Below are 17,537 nucleotides of genomic sequence, written 5' to 3'. Positions count from 1 at the left end.
GCTCCCGTACTCGGTTCGCAGAGTTATCGTCGGCGATTTTCGGCAAGCGTGACGACGTGGGTCCCTCCAGATCCCACGCCGCCACGCCGTCTAACGGGCTCTTCCGGACAGCAGTCCCGCCCAGATGGCCCGAGCATCGCTGATCGAATAAATGCGGGTGTCGTGGATCTCATGCTTGCGGTCGAGTTGGACGGTGCGCCGGATGAACGCCCGCCCGCCGCCCTCGTACCTCTTCCGTTACGACGATGAGATTCTCGTCAACCCGCATGCCTACGGTGAGCCCGCATCGGCCAACGCAACCTTTCACTTCCGCCGACTTGACGGAGGGACGGTTGCCGAGCAGTACATGACATCATTCGACCGCGTATGGACCGGAGCCGTGCCGTGGTCCGGGTCCGACTCCAGCGCAGGCGCGACACCGGCCAGTGGGCATTATCGATGGGCAAGATGGAGATCGGTGAGACGCCCTCACAGTGCGCCGTACGAGAGACCGAGGAAGAAACCGGCATCATCGTCGAGCCCGTGAGCATGCTGGGGGTCTACTCCGATCCCGGTCACATCGTCGCCTACACCGATGGGGAAGTCCGCCAGGAGTACGAGGTGATGTTGATCGCCCGTCCGGCCGGAGGCCAGCCGCGAGCCAACGACGAGGCCAGCGACGTCCGATGGGTGGCTCCCGAAGAGCTACAGTCCCTCGACATCCACCCGACCCAGTGGCGCCAGCTCAACGACTACCTGAGCGGCGCATACCCACATATCGACTGAGACCGTCACTGCCCCGCCTCGTGTCTCTCCCGCTCTTTGGCGATCCTGCGAGCGGTGGCGATCCGTTGCCGAGCCAGGATGTAGGCCGCCACCCGCTGATCAGAGATGCCCTCCAGCTCAGTGGAGACGAAGACGGGCTCGATGTCGAGCTGTGTGCCCCAGCGCAGCACGAGCGGAGGCGAGCCGTCCGAACACCCGTCGGGCGAGGCGATGGATACGCCGAAAACTGCCCTACCAGTACGACGTACCCGAGCCGCGCGCCATTGACCGATTCACCAAGCGCTTGTTAGAACGTGTTCCTGAGACAGAAGGAGCACCCGATGACGCTGTCGCCCCTCGACGACCATCCCGTACACCAGTCATCCGAGGTGATGCGGCACGTCACGACCTCGGACCGTAACTTCTACGACCGGTACTACTTCAACTGTCACGCCGGATCCGACGAGCTGATGCTCATCGTCGGCCTCGGGCAGTATCCCAACCTCGGGGTCACCGACGCGTTCGCCTGCGTGCGCCACCGGAACCTGCACCGCGTGGTCCGGGCCTCCCGGGAACTCGGCGACGACCGGATGGACACCCGGGTCGGCCCGTTCCGGGTCGAGGTGATCGAGGGGCTCAGGCGACTGCGGGTGGTGCTCGACCCCACCGAGCACGGCCTCTCCTTCGACCTCACCTGGGAGGGCACCATCCCGGCCACGCTGGAGCCCCGGCACTTCCTACGCCGGCAGGAGCGCGTGGTGTTCGACTCCTCCCGGCTGGCCCAGACCGGCAGGTGGAGTGGGCACATACTGATCGGCGACGAGCGCGTCGAGGTCACCCCGGACCGCTGGCAGGGCACCCGTGACCGCTCGTGGGGCATCCGCCCGGTCGGCGAGCCCGAGCCCCCCGGCATTCAGGCCCGCGACGCCGGCACCTTCTACTGGCTCTACACCCCGATCCAGTTCGACGACCACGCCATCCTGTGCATCGTCCAGGAGGACGAGAAGGGCCGCCGGGTGCTGGAGGAGGCGGTGCGGGTGTGGGGGTTCGGCACCCCGAGACAGGGCGAGGAGGAGTATCTCGGCCGTCCCGAGTACCGTCCGACGTACGTGGAGGGCACCCGGGACGTCCGAGAGGCGACGATCTCCTTCTCTCCGCCGGGTGGCAAGCCCTTCGACGTGCACTGCACCCCGATTCTCCCGGTGCACCTGATGGTGGGCACCGGATATGGCCTGGAATCGGACTGGAGGCACGGCATGTACCAGGGGCCGGAGCCGGTGGTCCAGGGCGTCACCCACACCCTTCCGGAGGACGCCGCCACGATGTGGGGTCTGGTCGACGCGGTCGGCCGCTTCGAGTACGACGGCCACGTCGGTTACGGCCTGTACGAGTACTGGGCCCTGGGCCCGCACCCGACCTTCCCCGAGGACTGAACCGCACCGGCCCCCCAACACGGTACGGCCTCCCGGGACGCTCCCCGATCGTCCCGATCGGCTGCGAGCCGGCCGGGGTCACTCCCGCACGGGTTTCCCCGGCCGGCTCGCAGGTCTTTGGGATCACCCCCGCGGAGCTACTCCTTCGTGGCGCAGGTGACGACGGGGGCGCCCTCGGCGGGCGTGCTCGTGACCTTGACCGCGGCACCTCCGAGCCCCTCGACCCTCTCGGCCGCCTCGACCTTCTCGGCCTTCTCGGCCCCCTCGACCCTCTCGGCCCCCTCGGAAACGTCCTTGAGGATCACGGTCATCGCCACGGCCTCCGGGGCCCCGGGCGCCGCAGGCACCGAGGGAGCAGCCATGACCTTGACGTCCTTGCCGGGAGTCACGCCCTCGGGAAGCGGAAGGAGCGCCTTCGCGTCCTCACCTTCCGCCTGGCCGCCCTTGAAGATCATGGCGTGACCGCTCGGCCCCCCGGCATCGTCGGCCCGTCCCGAGGGCACGGCGGGCACAGCGGGCACAGTGGGCACAGCGGGCAACGATCCGGCCTTCGCCAACTCCTTGATCTCGGCCTCGGTCAGCCGGCGCGTTATCAGGGTCGCCTGGCCGCCACCCTCGCACTGGATCTGCACGGTGCCCTCCTTGGGACCCGGCGTGGGCGTGTCGTCGGCGTTGGCGGCCCCGGTCAGGGTGGCCATCAGTGCCCCCGCGGTCACCACGGCGGCGGCGAGCATGCGGATACGCATGGGCGTTCTCCTTGTCAGGCGGATCTGGAGATCACAGACTCCCGCCCGCTGCCTGAACCCAGCCTGAAGGCGGCAGAAATCATCTTCAGGTTGGCTTTAGGCGGGGTACGGCACGCTGAACGGTATGCGCGTGCTGCTGGTTGAGGACGAGAAACGTCTGGCCCATCTGCTGAAGGAGGGGCTGGCGGGCGAGGGATTCGCCGTCGACGTGACGTACGACGGGCGCGACGGGTTGTGGATGGCGACCGAGAACCCGTACGACGTGATCGTGCTGGACGTCATGCTGCCCCGGATGAACGGTTACACCGTCTGCGCCAGGCTCCGCGACGCGGAGAACTGGACGCCGATCCTGATGCTCACCGCCAAGGACGGGGTGCACGACGAGGCCGAGGCCCTGGACACCGGCGCGGACGACTTCCTGTCCAAGCCGTTCTCCTACGTGGTGCTGCTGGCCCGGCTGCGCGCGCTGGTACGCCGGGGCGGCCACGCCAGACCGGTGTCCATCGCGGTCGGCGACCTGACCGTCGATCCCGCGGGGCTCCGCTGCCGCCGTGGGGAGGTGGACATCCCCCTCACTCCCAAGGAGTTCGCGGTGCTGCACGGCCTGGCGCGCAGGCAGGGCGAGGTGGTCTCCAAGAGCGAGTTGCTGGCCCAGGCGTGGGACTTCTCCTACGACGGCGACCCGAACATCGTGGAGGTCTACATCAGCGCGCTCCGCCGCAAGATCGACTCCCCGTTCGGCCGCTCGTCGCTGGTGACGGTGCGCGGCGCCGGCTACCGGTTGGAGGCCTGAGATGGCGTCGCGTCTGTCGGTACGGCTCCGGGCGACCCTCGCGGCCACCGCCATCGTCGCGGTCGCGCTGGGCGTGGCGGCCGCGGTGCTCGTCGGCGTGCTGACCGGGAGTCTGGCGCGGAGCGCCTCCAACGAGGCCGTCCGCCGTGCCGACGCCACCGCCAAGGTGCTCGCCGGCGGCGTGGCGATCGCCGGAAAACCCGCCAATACCGTCAGTCTGGCGAAGACGACTCTCCTCGACCCCGACGTCAAGATCCTCACGTACCCCGCACCGCTGGTCTCCGAGCTTTCGGTCCGAAGCCCGGCCGCCACCGCATCGCCCGGGGAAAAGCCCCCGGCAGTCGTGCGGGACTTCCAGGGCGGCATCGCGGCCCAGCCCGCCGAGGTGGCGCAGTGGGCGCCCGGAGACGACTTCGCCCTGGCCACGATGCCCGTGGACGCCGCCGACGGCGTGCTGGTCGTGCAGGCCAGGGCGTCGCTGGAGCCGACGGGAGACGCGCTGCGGGCACTGTGGGGCCTGTTGCTGCCCGGCATCCCCGCGCTGCTCCTGCTGGTCGCCGTCCTGACCTGGCTCGCCGTCGGCCGGGCACTGGCACCGGTCTCGGCCATCCGTACCGAGATGGCCGACATCACCGCCAGCGACCTGCATCGGCGGGTCCCCGTACCGCGGTCGCGCGACGAGATCGCCCGCCTCGCCGAGACCATGAACCGCACGCTCGACCGCCTCGAACTGGCGGTCAGCAGGCACAAGCGCTTCGTCGCCGACGCCGCCCACGAGCTCCGCAGCCCGCTGGCCATCCTGAGGACGCGACTTGAGCTGGCACCGCCGGGGCCGCTGGCGGCCGAGGCGCTGACCGACGTGGAACGGATCCAGGTGCTCACCTCCGACCTCCTCCTGCTCGCCCGCCTGGACGCGGCAGAGCCCGTCTGCCACCAGGAGGTGGACCTCGGCCAGGTGACCGCCGAGGAGGCGGCCCGATCGCGGCCCAGGGCGGAGATCAGGGTGACGCTGGAGGTGGCGGCCGACACGGTGGTCCTCGGCTCGGCCGGGCAGTTGCGCCGCCTGGTGGCCAACCTGGTGGACAACGCCGTACGTCACGCGAACTCCGCGGTCACCGTCCGGCTGGCATCCGACGGCGGTGAGGCGGTACTCGACGTGTGCGACGACGGCCCCGGCATCCCCGCCGAGCACCACGAGGCGGTCTTCGACAGGTTCACCCGGCTGGACGAGGCCAGGGACAGGGACGCGGGCGGATCGGGCCTCGGACTGGCCATCGCCAGGGACATCGCGGTACGGCACGGGGGCAGCCTGCGCATCGCCGGGGAGGAACGCGGAGCCTGCCTACAGGCCCGCTTTCCTGTGATATGAACCACACACGCGATCCATTCGTCCCCCCGGGAGGCCAGCCATGCCCACCCCCACCCGCCGATTAATGATCTTCCGAGGCCTCGCGGGCGGCGCCGCCGCCGCGATCGCGTCGGCCGTCGCGTGGGTACGCCCGGCCGAGGCGGCCGAGGAGTCCGAAGAGTCCGCCGGTCCCGTGCTCGCCAAGACCAGCAGCATCCCCGTCGGCGGTGGCCGGATCATCAACGGCAGATGGGTGGTCACCCAGCCGGTCAAGGGCACCTTCCGCGCCTTCAGCGCCAAATGCACCCATCAGGGCTGCGCGGTCGCCACCATCCGCGGCGGAACCATCAACTGTCCCTGCCACGGCAGCAGGTTCCGGATCGCCGACGGCTCGGTGGCCAGGGGGCCGGCCGCGCGGCCGCTGTCCCGCAGGAAGATCAAGGTCTCCAGGGGCGTCATCCGGCTCGGCTGATCGGCCGGTGCTCCCCTGGATCCCGTACGGGATGTCTTCGTGACGTCCGCGAGCATCCCGTGCGCCCCGGGGGGCACACCCGGCGTTCTCCGGCTCTGCGGATCCGGTACCGGAAACGCCGTGCGCTCAGAGCAGGCGGGTACGGCAGCCCAGTTCGTCGCCGATCCGCCGGAGTCCTGCGGTGAAACCATCACGCGCGTTCCGGTCGAAGCCGATGAAGAAGCGGTTGGCGAGCGGCACGGCCCACCGTCCCCGAGTCGCGACGTTGCGGACCCGGTAGGTGAGCAGGGCGCCCTCCGGATGCGGCTCGACGGCGTACTCCCCGCGGTACCACCAGCCGCCCTGGAAGGCGATGGTGTGTTCGCGTACCTCGACGGTCATGGCGTGTATCGGCGTGCTGAGGGTGAACCGCTCCGGGCCGCCCGCCACGACGCCGCCGTGCTCCGCCAGCAGCCAGACGTTGTCCGCGCCGACGGGCCCGGAACACACGGCCAGCAGCAGCCGCTCTACCCGGTCTATCGGGGCCTCGATCACCCCGGCCGCCTCGAACAGCGGAGTGGACTTCACCGTGAGCTCCCAGGGGTGTTCAGTCGTGCGGCGTCGTCTCCGGGGAGACCGGACGGTTCTCGGTGCTTCTCCTGCTCTTCGCGCGGATGGGGCGATTCATCGTCCTCGTCGATCCAGCCCAGCAGCTCACGGTTGAGGCTGCCGGTCCAGGTGATCTCGCCCGACTCCAGCCGGACGAGGAGACCGCGTACCCAGCCGAGCTCGGCGGCGCGCAGAGCGCGTTCGCATTCGAGCTCCAGCAGGAGCAACGGGGGCAGCCCACTCTCGGTGAGCCCTTTCAGATTGGCGTCGGCCGCGACGACCCTCCCCTCGAGGGTGGCGGCCCTGACCCGCAGCGCCCGCTCCACCTCGGCCTTCGGCAGGCACCCCATCAGCGAGATCGCCGCGGTGAAGGTGAGGCTGTCGGGCCCCACCTGCTCAAGCAGCCGCCGCAGCCGGGTGGCGAGCTCCGCCCTGCCCTCATCCGTCAGCTCGTAGACGGTGCGCTCCGGTCTCCGCCCCTCCCTACTGGTCTGGACAGCCGCGATCAGCTCGTCCCTGACCAGCCGGTCGACCGCGTGGTAGAGGCTGCGCGGCAGCCCGGTCACGTAGTCCTTGTGGGTGTCGACGACGAAGCGGTGCATCTCATAGGGGTGGCTCGGCCGGACCGAGAGCAACGCGAGCACGGTCAGCCGGACCAGATCGACGCCCCGTGCCATGGCCACTCCCCGCGCTCCGTGTAGTGCAAAGTTCTTTATTGCAATCTGCACTATATAGGTACACCGCACGCCCTACCAGACCCTGCGTTCTCGTACGGCTCGCGAGCGGGTCGGCGGGGGCGAGGACCGGCGTTCAGGTTCCGTGCTTCTCGTACGCCCCAGGGCGCACCCGCATGCGAGGGCGAGAGCCGAGCAGCGCGAACGGTGCGTGGCAGTGCATCGTTCGCGCTCAACGACTCCAAAAATATCTAATATATGTCTCTAAAATCACCATATAACATCGCCCGAAAACACATATCTGCTTTCTCGGGAAAATCCCTCCACATTAATCGTCGGGTCGCACGTAGCGGTATAACTCTTACTTTCTGGCAAGCGGCATTACAGGGTTAATCCCTCCTGCCAGCGGATAGACGTCACATATGCGAAGCACCGTCCACCGCGCCCTGATCGCAGGAACCATCTTCGCCCTGGCCACAACCCTGCCTGTCGGCGTCGCGCACGCCGCGATCGACCCCTCCCCGGATTTTCAGCAGGCCCCCCTTCCCGACCAATTCACGATCATCAAAATGGGCAGCAGGGGAATCGAGGTGCATAATGTGAAGAAAAGACTTAGAGATCTGGGTTTCACCCCGGGAAATCTCAGCTCCACGTATGATTCCGCGCTGCGCATGACCGTATGGGCCTTCCAGAAGGCCAACGGGTTGAGACCCGTCGACAGGATCGACCTGCCGACCTGGCAGGCCCTCCTGCGCCCCAGGCGCATCAGGCCCCTGGTGGGGTACGGAGGGCCCGAGCGGGCCGAGATCGATCTGCGACGCCAGCTCCTCACCGTGTGGAAGGGAGGGAAACCCGTGCTGGTGACCCATATCTCGACCGGTGCCCGCATGTCGTACTGCGAGAAGGGCCACTGCGGGTTCGCCGACACCCCGGTCGGCGACTACCGGGTCGGAGCGCGGGTCCCCGGCTGGTCCACCGGGATCCTGGGATCGATGTTCTACTCCGTCTACTTCAACGGTGGCATCGCCATCCACGGCTCCACCCTCGTTCCCCGCTTCCCCGCCTCCCACGGATGCGTCCGGATCCCGCTGCACAACGCCATCCCCCTCTACCGGCTCCTCCAGCCGGGTGATCCGGTGTACGTCCGCCGTCCCGAGGCCCGCGTCGAACGCCGCCCGGAGGCTCACCCGGAACGACCTCCGCGAATTCCCAGAGCGCGGCACCCCGAGGCCCCCCGTAACCCACGCGGACCCGGCAGGTCCGCACGCCCCGCGCACAACCCGCTCTGAGAGTCCCTCCTCAGCGGGTCCCGGACCGCTCTTTCGCGTGCTCAGGCGGCGAAGGCGTCGAGAGCTGAGAGGATCTCCGCCCTGAACGTGTCGCTGCCGGTGTGCCCGGCGTCGTCGACCACGACCAGCCGGGCGTCGGGCCAGGCCTGAGCGAGTTGCCAGGGCGTGTCGAGCGGTCCACCCAGGTCCAGGCGGCCGTGGACGAGTACGCCGGGGATCCCGGCCAGTCGTCCGGCCTCGCGCAGCAGGACACCCTCCTCCAGCCAGGCGGCGTTGGAGAAGTAGTGCGCGCAGATCCGTACGAAGGCCAGCAGGGCGGCGAAGGGCCGACCGCTGTAGGCGTTCGGCGTGCCGTTGGGCTCCAGGGAGATCACCGCGTCCTCCCACGCGGTCCAGTCGTGCGCCGCCCTGGCCCGCACCTCGGGATCGGGATCGGCCATGAGCCGTGCGTAGGCCGCGAGCAGATCACCGTCGCGGTCGGCCTCGGGGACTCCCCGCCTGAACCGCTCCCACTCCTCGGGGAAGAACCGCCCGACCCCCCGGTAGAGCCAGTCGATCTCGGAGCGGCGCGTCATCGTGACGCTGGCGACGACCATCTCCGACACCCGCTCGGGGTGGGTCTCGGCGTAGGCGAGCATCAGTGTGGAGCCCCACGACCCGCCGTACAGCAGCCACCGGTCGATGCCGAGGTGCTCGCGCAGGCGCTCCATGTCGGCGACCAGATGACGGGTGGTGTTGGTGCTCAGGTCGGTCGCGGGGTCGCCGGCGTGCGGCAGACTGCGGCCACAGTTGCGCTGGTCGAACAGGACGACCCGGTATCGAGAGGGGTCGAAGAGGCGACGGTGGCCGGGCCCGCACCCCGACCCGGGGCCGCCGTGGACGACGACCGCGGGCTTGCCCTCGGGGTTGCCGCAGACCTCCCAGTAGACGAGGTTGCCGTCACCGGTGTCGAGCAGGCCGTGCTCGTGGGGCTCGATAGGGGGGTACAAGGCGAGTTCCTCTCCAGAGATATAACAGCACTGGTACATTAGTGGCATGTCACCTCCCGAGCTACTCGGTACGCGACTGCGCCACCTCCTCGACCAGCTGGACGCGGGGGTCGCCGCCGTCTACACCGACCTCGGCCTGGACGGATTCCGCCCGCGCTACACACCGATCCTGCGAACACTGGCGGCCACCGGGCCCAGCTCCATCCGCGACCTGGGCAGAGCGATCGGTGTCACGCATTCGGCGGCCAGCCAGACGGTCGCGCAGCTGGCCAAGGAGGGTCTGGTCACCCTCACCCCCGGCGCCGACGCGCGCCAGCGGATCGTCAGGCTGACCGCCAGGGCCGAGTCACTGATGCCCCTCCTCGACAAGGAGTGGGCGGCGACCAGCGCGGCGGCGGCCGAACTGGAGGCGGAGCTGTCCTACCCGCTGAGCAGGCTCGTCGACGAGGCGCTGGAGTCGCTGAGCAGGCGGCCGATGCGGGACAGGATCGCCGGGGCGGTCGATCGGTAGACCGGGTCGTCCCTATTCCGGCGCCCGCACGCTGCCGATGCCCAGGGTGCTGACCATCGGCAGCATCCCCGACTCGAATACCGCGCCCAGCAGAGGCTGGTTGAGCAGGGCCAGCCGTTGGGCCGACTCGGTCCCGAGCGCGCGCCACGGTCCGGCGGCCAGTTCGTCGGTGACCCGCTCGACCTGGTCACGGAGCGCCTGGCCCGCCGGAGTGGCGACCCCTTCCGCGTCGACCAGGCCACGGGTGGCCAGCCGGTCGCGGGCGGCCGCCCATTCCTCGTCGCTCCAGCCGCGGCCCGCGAAGTTGCTCACCGGTGCGGCCCCGATCGCGGCGAACGAGACCAGCGCCTCGCACCCGTCCAGTTCCGCGGTCGCCAGGGCTGCCAGGTGCCCGTCGCCCCGGTGCTCGCGCAGCACGGTGTAGGCCTGCCAGAGCGCCAGGTGCGGCTCCTCGGGCCAGGGCAGATCGAGGTTGGCGGCGGCCAGGGGCCGGTGGACGACCTCGGCGCTCTCGGCGGCCCTGACGGCCAACTCGGCCGCCTCGGCCAGCTCGGGCGTGGCGACCTTGTCACCGAGGAGGGTGCGCAAGGTGCGGTCCACCGCCCGCAACCGGGCCTGGAGCACCGCTTCGGGGCGCGCCGTGGCCCAGATACCCGGCACGTGCTCGGCGACGGCCGCCGGGCTGAAGCTGTAGTAGGTGCCGGTGACCAGCTTCGGCCCGGCGGCACCGAGCGGCGCCGTACGCCAGGCGAAGTAGCTCGGCCAGCGCGACTCGATGTCGTAGCCGAGCCGCGCCGCCTCGTCGAAAGCCTCGGGGGAGAAGTAGAGCGACGCGTGCACCGGCTCGATCTGGTGCCACATCTGCCGTGCCAGCTTGGAGAACTCCGACATCATAAGCCCCGTTCATCACTATCTATGTAGGATATGACAGTGACAGTAGATCCTTGGCGCATCACTCGTCAACCTCAAATAGACAGTTACGTCGGTAGCAGGATCGAGTTGGCCGCCCTTCTGGTCAACCGCCTCACCGCCACCTCGGCGCACGGCCGCGAGGTCACGCCACCGGCCTCGAGCGCCGAGCGACTGGCCGCGATCAACGAGGAGGGCGTCGTGACCGACCGGGCTTCGCGTGCCCTCACCGTCGCGGAGGCGGATCGGCTGGCCGGGATCGCCGCCCGGCTACGGCCGGCGTTCGGCGCGGGCGAGACCATCACCGAGGTCGCGGCCGCACTCAACGATCTGCTGATACGGCACGCCGCCGTCCCCAGCCTGCGCGTCGATCCGGGTCAGCCCCACCGGCTGGCCTTCCACCGGCCCGACGCGCCTCTCGTGGACGCCTGGGCGGCCGACATGGGCACGGCGCTGGCCATGGTCATCGGCGTCGGCCAGGCCACCCGGCTCGGCGCCTGCCAGGCCGACGGGTGCGACCTGGTCTTCTTCGACACCACCCGCAACGGCTCGCGCAGATTCTGCGACCTGTCCTGCCAGAACCGGGCCAAGGCCAGCGCCTACCGCGCCAGACGGCACGCCGCCCGCCACCCCGCGCAGGACGCGACGTCCGGCACGGACCCCGGATAGATCCTGATTCGGGGTGTGGGCCGCTCGCGGCGGAGCACGGGCGACGGCCGAGCCCGCCGAGGTGGAACAGCGGATCACCGGCCTTCGGATGAGTGGACAGCTTCCAGCCCGACCGCTGGGACATCGTCGGGGCCGCCGTCTGCCTGCTCGGCGTGCTGGTCATCATGTACGCCCCGCGTGGATGACCGGAGTCTTCGCCGCGACGCGTGACCACCGATTCAGCAGAGGACTTGACGGTCACCGTGGGCGGTGGAGACTGATGCGGTGATTAAAACACTGTGTCCCCGGGACTACAACGAGGCCGTCTACGTGGGGCATTTCTTTCGTACCGGTACCCCCGTGGTGATGGACCTCACCAAGCTGCCGGACAGCGAGGCCAAGCAGTTCGTGGATTTCGCCGCCGGCCTGGTGTTCGGCAGGGGCGGGGATATGGATCGCCTGTCTCCCAAGGTGTTCCTGTTGATGCCTCGCGGAATGGCCGAGCGGTCATCGGACGCTCACGAGACGCGGTAGGCAGCCGGTCGGCCCCGATCTCCGTGGCCGGGTCATTCGACATGTCGAAAGCCGCCACAAGGGGCAGGTCCCGGTAGTGGTCCACCGCGAGTTCGCCGTAATGCCTCTCCACCGCGTCGAGCAGCAGGGCACATGCCCGACGGAGATCAGCAAGGCCAAGAAGCATGTCGCTCATGTGCGTCGTCGTCGCAGGAAATGCACTGATTACCGTGCGGACATTCTCTCGCTGACTATCGAAAGCGAACTTTTCCGTCAGGCACAGCGATCACCTGGCGGCCGTCAACAACCTTTGCAGATAATCCAGAACAGAACTAATTGCTATGCTGGGGATATGATCGCCATGGCATCCGCCCGCACCGAGCCCGATCTGTCGTTCCTGCTGGACCATGCCGGTCGCGTCCTGAGAACCCGGATGGCGGCGGCGCTCGCCGAGATCGGGCTGACGGCGCGGATGCACTGCGTGCTGGTGCACGCCCTGGAGAAGGAGCGCACCCAGATCCAACTCGCCGAGATCGGCGACATGGACAAGACCACGATGGTGGTCACGGTGGACGCCCTGGAGAAGGCGGGGCTCGCCGAGCGCCGCCCGTCCAGCACGGACCGGCGGGCCCGGATCATCTCGGTCACCGAGAAGGGCGCCGAGGTCGCACGACAGAGCCAGGAGATCGTCGACCGGGTGCACGGGGCGGCACTGGGATCGCTGCCCACCGATGAGCGCGAGGTGCTGGTACGGGCCATGAATCGCCTGGTGACCGGCCATCTGGCCGTCCCCGTCGAGGCGCCACAGGCGGTCCGGCGAGCCCGGCAGCGGGCAAAATAGATCTGCAAAGGATCGTCTACAACAAAACTATCTGCTACGGTCACTCCTGTTCCCTTCCGGACAGGAGATGGCCATGCCGCAGACCCCACCCTCATCCCGACCAACCCGGTCGCGCCGGTCGGCACTCGCCGTGCTGTCCGCCGCGGCGCTGATGACGATCCTGGACGGCAGCATCGTGACCGTGGCGATGCCGGCCATCCAGCGGGATCTGGGCTTCTCACCCGCCGAGCTCAGCTGGACCGTCAACGCGTACCTCATCGCCTTCGGCGGGCTGCTCCTGCTGGCCGGTCGGCTGGGCGACCTCATCGGCCGTAAGACCATGTTCCTGGCGGGCAACGCGGTCTTCACCCTCGCGTCGCTGCTGGCCGGAGTGGCCACCGGGCCCGGCATGCTGATCGCCGCCCGCTTCCTGCAGGGCGTCGGCAGCGCCATGGCCTCCGCGGTCGTGCTGGGCATCCTGGTGACGCTGTTCACCGAGGCCGGGGAGCGCGCCAAGGCGATCGGCGTCTTCAGCTTCACCGGTGCCGCCGGAGCCTCGATCGGCCAGGTTCTGGGCGGGGTTCTCACCGACGCGCTCAGCTGGCACTGGATCTTCTTCATCAACCTGCCCATCGGACTGGCCACGATCGCGCTGGCGATCAGGGCACTGCCCGGCGAGCGGGGGGCGGGACTCGCCGCCGGGGCCGACGTCCTCGGCGCCGTGCTGGTCACCGGCGGGCTGATGCTGGGCATCTACACCGTGGTCAAGATCGAGCAGTACGGCTGGCTCGCGACGCACACTCTCGGGTTCGGCGCGGTATCGCTCGCCCTGCTGGCCGCGTTCCTCGTCCGTCAGGCGACCGCGAGGACCCCGCTCATGCCGCTGCGGGTCTTCCGCTCGCGCAACGTCTCCGGCGCCAACCTGGCCCAGATGCTGGCGTTGTCCGCGATGTTCGCCTTCCAGATCCTCGTCGCGCTCTACATGCAGAAGGTCCTCGGCTACGGTGCGCTCGACACCGGCCTGGCGATGCTCCCCGCGGCGGTGGCCATCGGCGGCGTGTCCCTGTTCGTCTCCGCCCGGCTCAACACCCGCTTCGGCGAACGCGCCGTCCTGCTGGCGGGCCTGGCGCTCCTGTTCGGCGCGATGGGCTGGCTCACCCGCGTCCCGGTCGACGCGAACTACGCCACCGACCTGCTCCCGGTGATGCTGCTCATCGCGGGTGGCGGGTTGGTGCTCCCCGCGCTGGCCACGCTCGGCATGTCCGGTGCCAGGGCCGACGACGCGGGCCTGGCGTCCGGGCTGTTCAACACCACCCAGCAGGTCGGTATGGCCACCGGCGTCGCGGTGCTGTCCACACTGGCCGCCTCGCGTACCGAGGAGCTGCTGGCCGCCGGCGAGAGCCAGGAGGCCGCCCTGACCGGCGGCTACCACCTGGCCTTCGGCACCGCCGCCGCTCTGCTCGTGGCCGCCTTCGCCGTCGCGCTCGTCGTGCTGCGGCAGCCCAGGCCGGACACCGCCCCCCAGGACGAGCCCTCCGCCTCACCGACGGTCCGGTCCGGGATCGCCTGATCACCACCGCGGTCGGTTCGGCCCCCGCTCCGGATGTGCCACCCGGCTTTACCTTCGCGGAATCTTGACCCGCACCTGGAGGGTCGGTACTTGGTCTCCTCGTCACCACTGGTCACGCTGGGAGCGTCGAACACCACGTGAGCTGGGAGATGATCTGGATGAGGCGGCTTACGAAGTGGATGGTTCTCGGTTCGGCGTTCCTCGGTGCGGTGGCCACGCTCGGTGCGTTACCCGCCGGCGCCGATTCGCTCGGTGAACCCATGACGGGTGTGTCCGATGTGCCGGGGGATGAATTGGCAGCCCGGGCGCTGGTACTGACGCTCACTCAGAGGTCGACCGTCCTGCCGTCGACTCGGGCGGTGGTGTTGCAGTGTTCACCGGTCGGCGGAGGGACGCACCCGAAAACGCGGGAGGCGTGCACGGCTCTGGAACCCGCGAGTGGCGACGTGCGTAAGTTCAAGCCCGCGGCGGGGCTGGTCTGCCCGATGATCTATGAGCCGGTGACGGTGTCGGCGGTCGGTGTGTGGAGGAGCCGGTTCACCATGTCGTCTCAGACCTTCGGGAACAGCTGCCAGATGCGCAATGCGCTCGGAGCCGTGGGCAGCTTCTGACATCCGCCCGAAGCCTTCAACCTGGCCGGTGTACTGCGAGTCGTCGTCGGCGAGGTGGTCACGCCCATGGGCGTGACCACCTCGCCGACGACGTCGTGCACGCCTCCGGGCGAGCCGGTTCCCCCCCTTCCGATACGCGATCCAGAAATTGAAAACGCTCAACAGCAGGAAGGCCACCACCAAAAACTCATACGTCGGCTCAGACAGCGGAGAAACCGCTCAGGCGGTAATCTCTTCTTATGGTCCGTGCGAACACTCGCATTCCTTTCGCCCGATCACCGCAGAGCCGGAGTTTCCCGCTTCGACGATGCCCGGCTCCTTACAGGTCCGCGAGAAGCGTCCGAAGGGTGGCCCCTGTTTCGTCAGGACTCATGGCCATCGTGCACAGTCGTTCCATGACGCTGAGATACAAAGACACATCATCAGGTTTGTCTAGATACAAGGCTCCGGCCAGATGCTGGATGTAGACAACGTCCGGCAAGTCCACGGAGGCAAATCGCAGCGTGCTGAAGGAATGACCTGGCACCGGGTAAGTCCCGAATGGGATGATTTGCAGGACCACATTCGGTAGCTCGCTCATCTCGATCAAGTGCCTGACCTGCTCACGCATGACGTGTACGTCATCTGGCGAACGCCGCAAGGCTCCTTCGTCCAGCACCACCCACAATGTGGGCGGACTCGACCGGGTGAGCACCTGTTGACGCGTCATCTGGATCTGGACACGGCGATCGATCTGATTTTTCGTGCCCTCGGGGTCGAGGAGCCGATACCGCTTGCGAGCGTAATCCTCCGTCTGTAAGAGATCGTGAATACCCTGCACCTCGTACGCCCGGATGACGGTGCTCGCCTCCTCCATCCCGAGATATGGGCTGAACCACTGCGGCAGGAGATCGTTGAACTGCTGCCACCAGCCAGGCTCGTTGGCTCTCGTCGAGAGTTCCAGCAGCGATTCACGATCGTGTTGGTCCATGACGCCGTACAGAGTGAGCAGATCAGCCACGTCTCGCAGCTTGAAGGGGCTCCGCCCCAACTCCAGGCGGCTCATCTTGGACTCGCTCGCCCGAATCGCGTACCCGGCCGTCTCACGCGAGAGCCCCTTGGCTTCCCGGAGCCGACGTAGCTCGCTACCCAACACCATCCGAAGCACAACGGGGCCGAATGACGGGCCGGGTCGTGTCCTGCTGGGGGACGCGTTCCCGCCGCCCTCTGCCGGGACCATCAGCCACCTCCTCCGATCAGGCGTTTTCTTCCTTTACATGGCACCACAGCCGCGCATCGATCAGCGACACCCTCGAACGCCACTGATGAAGCCGGTCTTTCGTTCGATCCAACCGAATCATATTCGGCACACGGCGCAGGCTCGGGCAGATGCACGTGCAAATGCTTCTGCATATGGGCGCCCATATAGTCATGCAGATGCTCTTGCATAGGAAAGATCACTCCAGGAGGATGGCTCCAGTGACAAGAGGTCACAAAAAACGAGCGGCCCGCTGTAGTCGAGACAGGGGCCGCTCTCTGCCAATCCCCTCGCTGCAATCAGAAGAGAAGGACATCGCCGATGAGGATACCGTGGAGGAGCCCAGCAGAGCACAAGAGTTCGCCTGACCAGCCAAAACGGCTTCCCCAGCGCTGGGTGATCATCATGAGTGTGGCCGGTGTGGTCGGCGTGACGCTCGGTGTCACGAGCACCATCGGCGTCGGCCTGACCGTAGGACTCACGATCACCGCGCTTCTCCACTCCGTAATGGAATGATCACAGCAACAGGTCCCGGCGCAAGACGGTTATGACCGATCCGGTGTCGATGCGGCTCCAGGCGGTTCCCACATCTGGGCAGCCGCCTCGGGCTCGTCCCGCGGTACGCCACGCCATCGCCAAACAGGCCACCGAGTTCACAGACTCCCCTGTCACCAGGGTACGGGGAGGCCCTGCGGTCAGAAGAGGGTCAGCGGCTCGGTCGGCATGGGCTCGGGCAGCGGCTCGACCTCGGGCAGCCGGGCCCGTACGTCGTCGTGAAAACGACGGGCGAGCATCGGCGCGTCGGCGTTGTCGGGGGTATGGATGAACACGGTCGGCGAGCGGCCCTCGCGTAGCCATTCGGTGACCGTGTCGATCCACTGCCGCCAGCCCTCGATCGTGCGCTCCGTGGCGTCCCTGCCGAGGTAGCGCACGATCGGACGGTCGGTGAGCGCGATCGACCGCCGCGGCACACGCGGTTTCTTCGTCCACGCGTCTCGTTCGGCGTCACTGGTCGGAGGGCTCTGGAAGAGGGTGACGGTGTCGAAGGGAACCCACTCGGCACCAACGCCGGCGAGAACCCTTTCGAGAAGCCGTTCGGATCGCTCGTCATCGAAGAACGCGCGGTGGCGGACCTCGACGGCGTATCTGTACGAGCGGGGAAGCCTGCGCAGAAAGCCCGCCAGGGTGCCGAGGTCGGTCGGAGCGAATGATCCCGGCAGTTGGACCCAGAGGGCGTGAGCGCGAGGCCCGAGTGGCTCGATCGCCTCCAGGAACGACCGAAGTTCCTCCTCGACACCGGTAAGGCGACCCTCGTGCGTGATCGACTTGGGCAGCTTGACCACCAGGCGGAAGTCCGGGCCGGTCTGCCGCGCCCACGACTCCACCGTGCTTCGCGCCGGTGTGGCGTAGAACGTCGTGTTGCCCTCCACCGCGTTGCACCAGGTCGCGTAGGCCCGCAGGCGCTCCCCGACCGGGAGCGGATGAGGCAGAAAACGCCCCTGCCATGACTTGAGAGTCCACATCGCGCATCCCACATGAAGCCGCATGACCTCGACGCTATCCAAGGCCTGCGGGAGAGAGAACCGGGCATGCCTCCGCTACCGCCGGGCACGCAGTCCGTAGCGGTCTGGTGCCCTGGATG

General features: G+C 68.2%; 21 protein-coding genes and 1 pseudogene. 13 read left to right on the top strand and 9 right to left on the bottom strand.

The features are described from left to right. Positions 1-366 precede the first annotated feature (366 nt). Positions 367-765, top strand: a complete 399-nt coding sequence (locus ACQP0P_RS02110) for an NUDIX domain-containing protein (protein WP_433370147.1) — start codon at positions 367-369, stop codon at positions 763-765. 5 nt (positions 766-770) lie between these two features. On the opposite strand, the gene ACQP0P_RS02105 is transcribed toward ACQP0P_RS02110, so the two are convergent. Continuing rightward, positions 771-935: a hypothetical protein gene (locus ACQP0P_RS02105; RefSeq protein ID WP_433370144.1), complete on the bottom strand. Its 165-nt coding sequence runs from the start codon at positions 933-935 to the stop codon at positions 771-773. A gap of 150 nt (positions 936-1,085) precedes the next feature. On the opposite strand from ACQP0P_RS02105, the gene ACQP0P_RS02100 reads away from it, so the two are divergent. Beyond that, positions 1,086-2,177, top strand: coding sequence for a hypothetical protein (locus ACQP0P_RS02100; RefSeq protein WP_433370141.1), 1,092 nt, complete (start codon positions 1,086-1,088; stop codon positions 2,175-2,177). A 137-nt stretch (positions 2,178-2,314) separates the two neighbouring features. Here the strand turns inward: ACQP0P_RS02100 and ACQP0P_RS02095 are convergent, their stop codons facing one another. Beyond that, entirely contained in the window at positions 2,315-2,923 is a 609-nt protein-coding gene (locus ACQP0P_RS02095) for a hypothetical protein (protein WP_433370138.1), read from the bottom strand. A gap of 124 nt (positions 2,924-3,047) precedes the next feature. On the opposite strand from ACQP0P_RS02095, the gene ACQP0P_RS02090 reads away from it, so the two are divergent. Genes ACQP0P_RS02090 through ACQP0P_RS02080 form a run of 3 tightly spaced genes read left to right on the top strand, consistent with a single transcriptional unit; the run spans position 3,048 to position 5,536 of the window. Continuing rightward, a complete protein-coding gene (locus ACQP0P_RS02090) occupies positions 3,048-3,716 on the top strand; it encodes a response regulator transcription factor (RefSeq protein WP_433370135.1) in 669 nt (222 codons plus the stop codon). 1 nt (position 3,717) lies between these two features. After that, the gene (locus ACQP0P_RS02085; RefSeq protein WP_433370132.1) at positions 3,718-5,085 is read left to right on the top strand and encodes an ATP-binding protein; all 1,368 of its coding nucleotides are present in this window, start codon (positions 3,718-3,720) and stop codon (positions 5,083-5,085) included. A 40-nt stretch (positions 5,086-5,125) separates the two neighbouring features. Then, positions 5,126-5,536, top strand: a complete 411-nt coding sequence (locus ACQP0P_RS02080; RefSeq protein ID WP_433370129.1) for a Rieske (2Fe-2S) protein — start codon at positions 5,126-5,128, stop codon at positions 5,534-5,536. 126 nt (positions 5,537-5,662) lie between these two features. Here ACQP0P_RS02080 and ACQP0P_RS02075 read toward each other — a convergent pair whose 3' ends face one another. Both ACQP0P_RS02075 and ACQP0P_RS02070 read right to left on the bottom strand, forming a co-directional pair. Then, the gene (locus ACQP0P_RS02075) at positions 5,663-6,103 is read right to left on the bottom strand and encodes a hypothetical protein (protein ID WP_433370126.1); all 441 of its coding nucleotides are present in this window, start codon (positions 6,101-6,103) and stop codon (positions 5,663-5,665) included. Next, positions 6,100-6,801, bottom strand: a complete 702-nt coding sequence (locus ACQP0P_RS02070) for a helix-turn-helix transcriptional regulator (RefSeq protein WP_433370124.1) — start codon at positions 6,799-6,801, stop codon at positions 6,100-6,102. The genes ACQP0P_RS02075 and ACQP0P_RS02070 overlap by 4 nt, the downstream gene beginning before the upstream one ends. Positions 6,802-7,220: 419 nt before the next feature. Between ACQP0P_RS02070 and ACQP0P_RS02065 the strand changes: the two genes are divergently transcribed. Beyond that, positions 7,221-8,087 (top strand): L,D-transpeptidase family protein, encoded by an 867-nt coding sequence (locus ACQP0P_RS02065; protein ID WP_433370121.1) that lies wholly within the window; start codon positions 7,221-7,223, stop codon positions 8,085-8,087. 41 nt (positions 8,088-8,128) lie between these two features. Here the strand turns inward: ACQP0P_RS02065 and pip are convergent, their stop codons facing one another. Next, positions 8,129-9,076: a prolyl aminopeptidase gene (gene pip / locus ACQP0P_RS02060; RefSeq protein ID WP_433370118.1), complete on the bottom strand. Its 948-nt coding sequence runs from the start codon at positions 9,074-9,076 to the stop codon at positions 8,129-8,131. 46 nt (positions 9,077-9,122) lie between these two features. Between pip and ACQP0P_RS02055 the strand changes: the two genes are divergently transcribed. After that, positions 9,123-9,587, top strand: coding sequence for a MarR family winged helix-turn-helix transcriptional regulator (locus ACQP0P_RS02055; RefSeq protein WP_433370115.1), 465 nt, complete (start codon positions 9,123-9,125; stop codon positions 9,585-9,587). Between the two features lie 12 nt (positions 9,588-9,599). Here the strand turns inward: ACQP0P_RS02055 and ACQP0P_RS02050 are convergent, their stop codons facing one another. Further along, a complete protein-coding gene (locus ACQP0P_RS02050; RefSeq protein WP_433382479.1) occupies positions 9,600-10,478 on the bottom strand; it encodes an SCO6745 family protein in 879 nt (292 codons plus the stop codon). A 39-nt stretch (positions 10,479-10,517) separates the two neighbouring features. Here ACQP0P_RS02050 and ACQP0P_RS02045 point away from each other — a divergent pair, with 39 nt between their 5' ends. The 6 genes from ACQP0P_RS02045 to ACQP0P_RS02020 all read left to right on the top strand — a co-directional run bounded on the left by ACQP0P_RS02045 (position 10,518) and on the right by ACQP0P_RS02020 (position 14,658). After that, positions 10,518-11,165: a CGNR zinc finger domain-containing protein gene (locus ACQP0P_RS02045; RefSeq protein WP_433370112.1), complete on the top strand. Its 648-nt coding sequence runs from the start codon at positions 10,518-10,520 to the stop codon at positions 11,163-11,165. A gap of 92 nt (positions 11,166-11,257) precedes the next feature. Then, entirely contained in the window at positions 11,258-11,350 is a 93-nt protein-coding gene (locus ACQP0P_RS02040; RefSeq protein ID WP_433370109.1) for a hypothetical protein, read from the top strand. Between the two features lie 79 nt (positions 11,351-11,429). Then, positions 11,430-11,678, top strand: a complete 249-nt coding sequence (locus tag ACQP0P_RS02035; protein ID WP_433370106.1) for a cell division protein SepF — start codon at positions 11,430-11,432, stop codon at positions 11,676-11,678. A 331-nt stretch (positions 11,679-12,009) separates the two neighbouring features. Continuing rightward, the gene (locus tag ACQP0P_RS02030; protein ID WP_433370103.1) at positions 12,010-12,498 is read left to right on the top strand and encodes a MarR family winged helix-turn-helix transcriptional regulator; all 489 of its coding nucleotides are present in this window, start codon (positions 12,010-12,012) and stop codon (positions 12,496-12,498) included. 73 nt (positions 12,499-12,571) lie between these two features. Continuing rightward, complete coding sequence (locus ACQP0P_RS02025; protein WP_433370100.1) at positions 12,572-14,047, top strand: DHA2 family efflux MFS transporter permease subunit; 1,476 nt, start codon at positions 12,572-12,574, stop codon at positions 14,045-14,047. Between the two features lie 179 nt (positions 14,048-14,226). Then, positions 14,227-14,658 (top strand): SSI family serine proteinase inhibitor, encoded by a 432-nt coding sequence (locus ACQP0P_RS02020; RefSeq protein WP_433370097.1) that lies wholly within the window; start codon positions 14,227-14,229, stop codon positions 14,656-14,658. Between the two features lie 319 nt (positions 14,659-14,977). Here the strand turns inward: ACQP0P_RS02020 and ACQP0P_RS02015 are convergent, their stop codons facing one another. The 3 genes and pseudogenes from ACQP0P_RS02015 to ACQP0P_RS02005 all read right to left on the bottom strand — a co-directional run bounded on the left by ACQP0P_RS02015 (position 14,978) and on the right by ACQP0P_RS02005 (position 17,442). Then, positions 14,978-15,658, bottom strand: coding sequence for a DUF5753 domain-containing protein (locus ACQP0P_RS02015; RefSeq protein ID WP_433382476.1), 681 nt, complete (start codon positions 15,656-15,658; stop codon positions 14,978-14,980). A gap of 3 nt (positions 15,659-15,661) precedes the next feature. Continuing rightward, positions 15,662-15,796 (bottom strand): annotated as a pseudogene (locus tag ACQP0P_RS02010) (helix-turn-helix domain-containing protein); the annotation flags it as partial. Positions 15,797-16,590: 794 nt separating this feature from the next. Beyond that, entirely contained in the window at positions 16,591-17,442 is an 852-nt protein-coding gene (locus ACQP0P_RS02005) for a DUF72 domain-containing protein (RefSeq protein WP_433370094.1), read from the bottom strand. Between the last annotated feature and the right edge of the window lie 95 nt (positions 17,443-17,537).

Origin of the sequence: Streptosporangium sp. CA-115845 (assembly GCF_050943795.1) — a bacterium.
Taxonomy (GTDB): Bacteria; Actinomycetota; Actinomycetes; order Streptosporangiales; family Streptosporangiaceae; genus Streptosporangium.
This window is presented reverse-complemented; position numbering and strand designations above follow the sequence as displayed.

Coding starts and splice junctions, on each gene's coding strand:
- ACQP0P_RS02080 (WP_433370129.1), top strand. CDS start 5,126: ATGCCCACCCCCACCCGCCGATTAATGATCTTCCGAGGCCTCGCGGGC.
- ACQP0P_RS02095 (WP_433370138.1), bottom strand. CDS start 2,923: ATGCGTATCCGCATGCTCGCCGCCGCCGTGGTGACCGCGGGGGCACTG.
- ACQP0P_RS02055 (WP_433370115.1), top strand. CDS start 9,123: ATGTCACCTCCCGAGCTACTCGGTACGCGACTGCGCCACCTCCTCGAC.
- ACQP0P_RS02025 (WP_433370100.1), top strand. CDS start 12,572: ATGCCGCAGACCCCACCCTCATCCCGACCAACCCGGTCGCGCCGGTCG.
- ACQP0P_RS02050 (WP_433382479.1), bottom strand. CDS start 10,478: ATGTCGGAGTTCTCCAAGCTGGCACGGCAGATGTGGCACCAGATCGAG.
- ACQP0P_RS02020 (WP_433370097.1), top strand. CDS start 14,227: ATGGTTCTCGGTTCGGCGTTCCTCGGTGCGGTGGCCACGCTCGGTGCG.
- ACQP0P_RS02070 (WP_433370124.1), bottom strand. CDS start 6,801: ATGGCACGGGGCGTCGATCTGGTCCGGCTGACCGTGCTCGCGTTGCTC.
- ACQP0P_RS02030 (WP_433370103.1), top strand. CDS start 12,010: ATGATCGCCATGGCATCCGCCCGCACCGAGCCCGATCTGTCGTTCCTG.
- ACQP0P_RS02100 (WP_433370141.1), top strand. CDS start 1,086: ATGACGCTGTCGCCCCTCGACGACCATCCCGTACACCAGTCATCCGAG.
- ACQP0P_RS02005 (WP_433370094.1), bottom strand. CDS start 17,442: ATGCGGCTTCATGTGGGATGCGCGATGTGGACTCTCAAGTCATGGCAG.
- ACQP0P_RS02085 (WP_433370132.1), top strand. CDS start 3,718: ATGGCGTCGCGTCTGTCGGTACGGCTCCGGGCGACCCTCGCGGCCACC.
- ACQP0P_RS02090 (WP_433370135.1), top strand. CDS start 3,048: ATGCGCGTGCTGCTGGTTGAGGACGAGAAACGTCTGGCCCATCTGCTG.
- ACQP0P_RS02110 (WP_433370147.1), top strand. CDS start 367: ATGGACCGGAGCCGTGCCGTGGTCCGGGTCCGACTCCAGCGCAGGCGC.
- ACQP0P_RS02065 (WP_433370121.1), top strand. CDS start 7,221: ATGCGAAGCACCGTCCACCGCGCCCTGATCGCAGGAACCATCTTCGCC.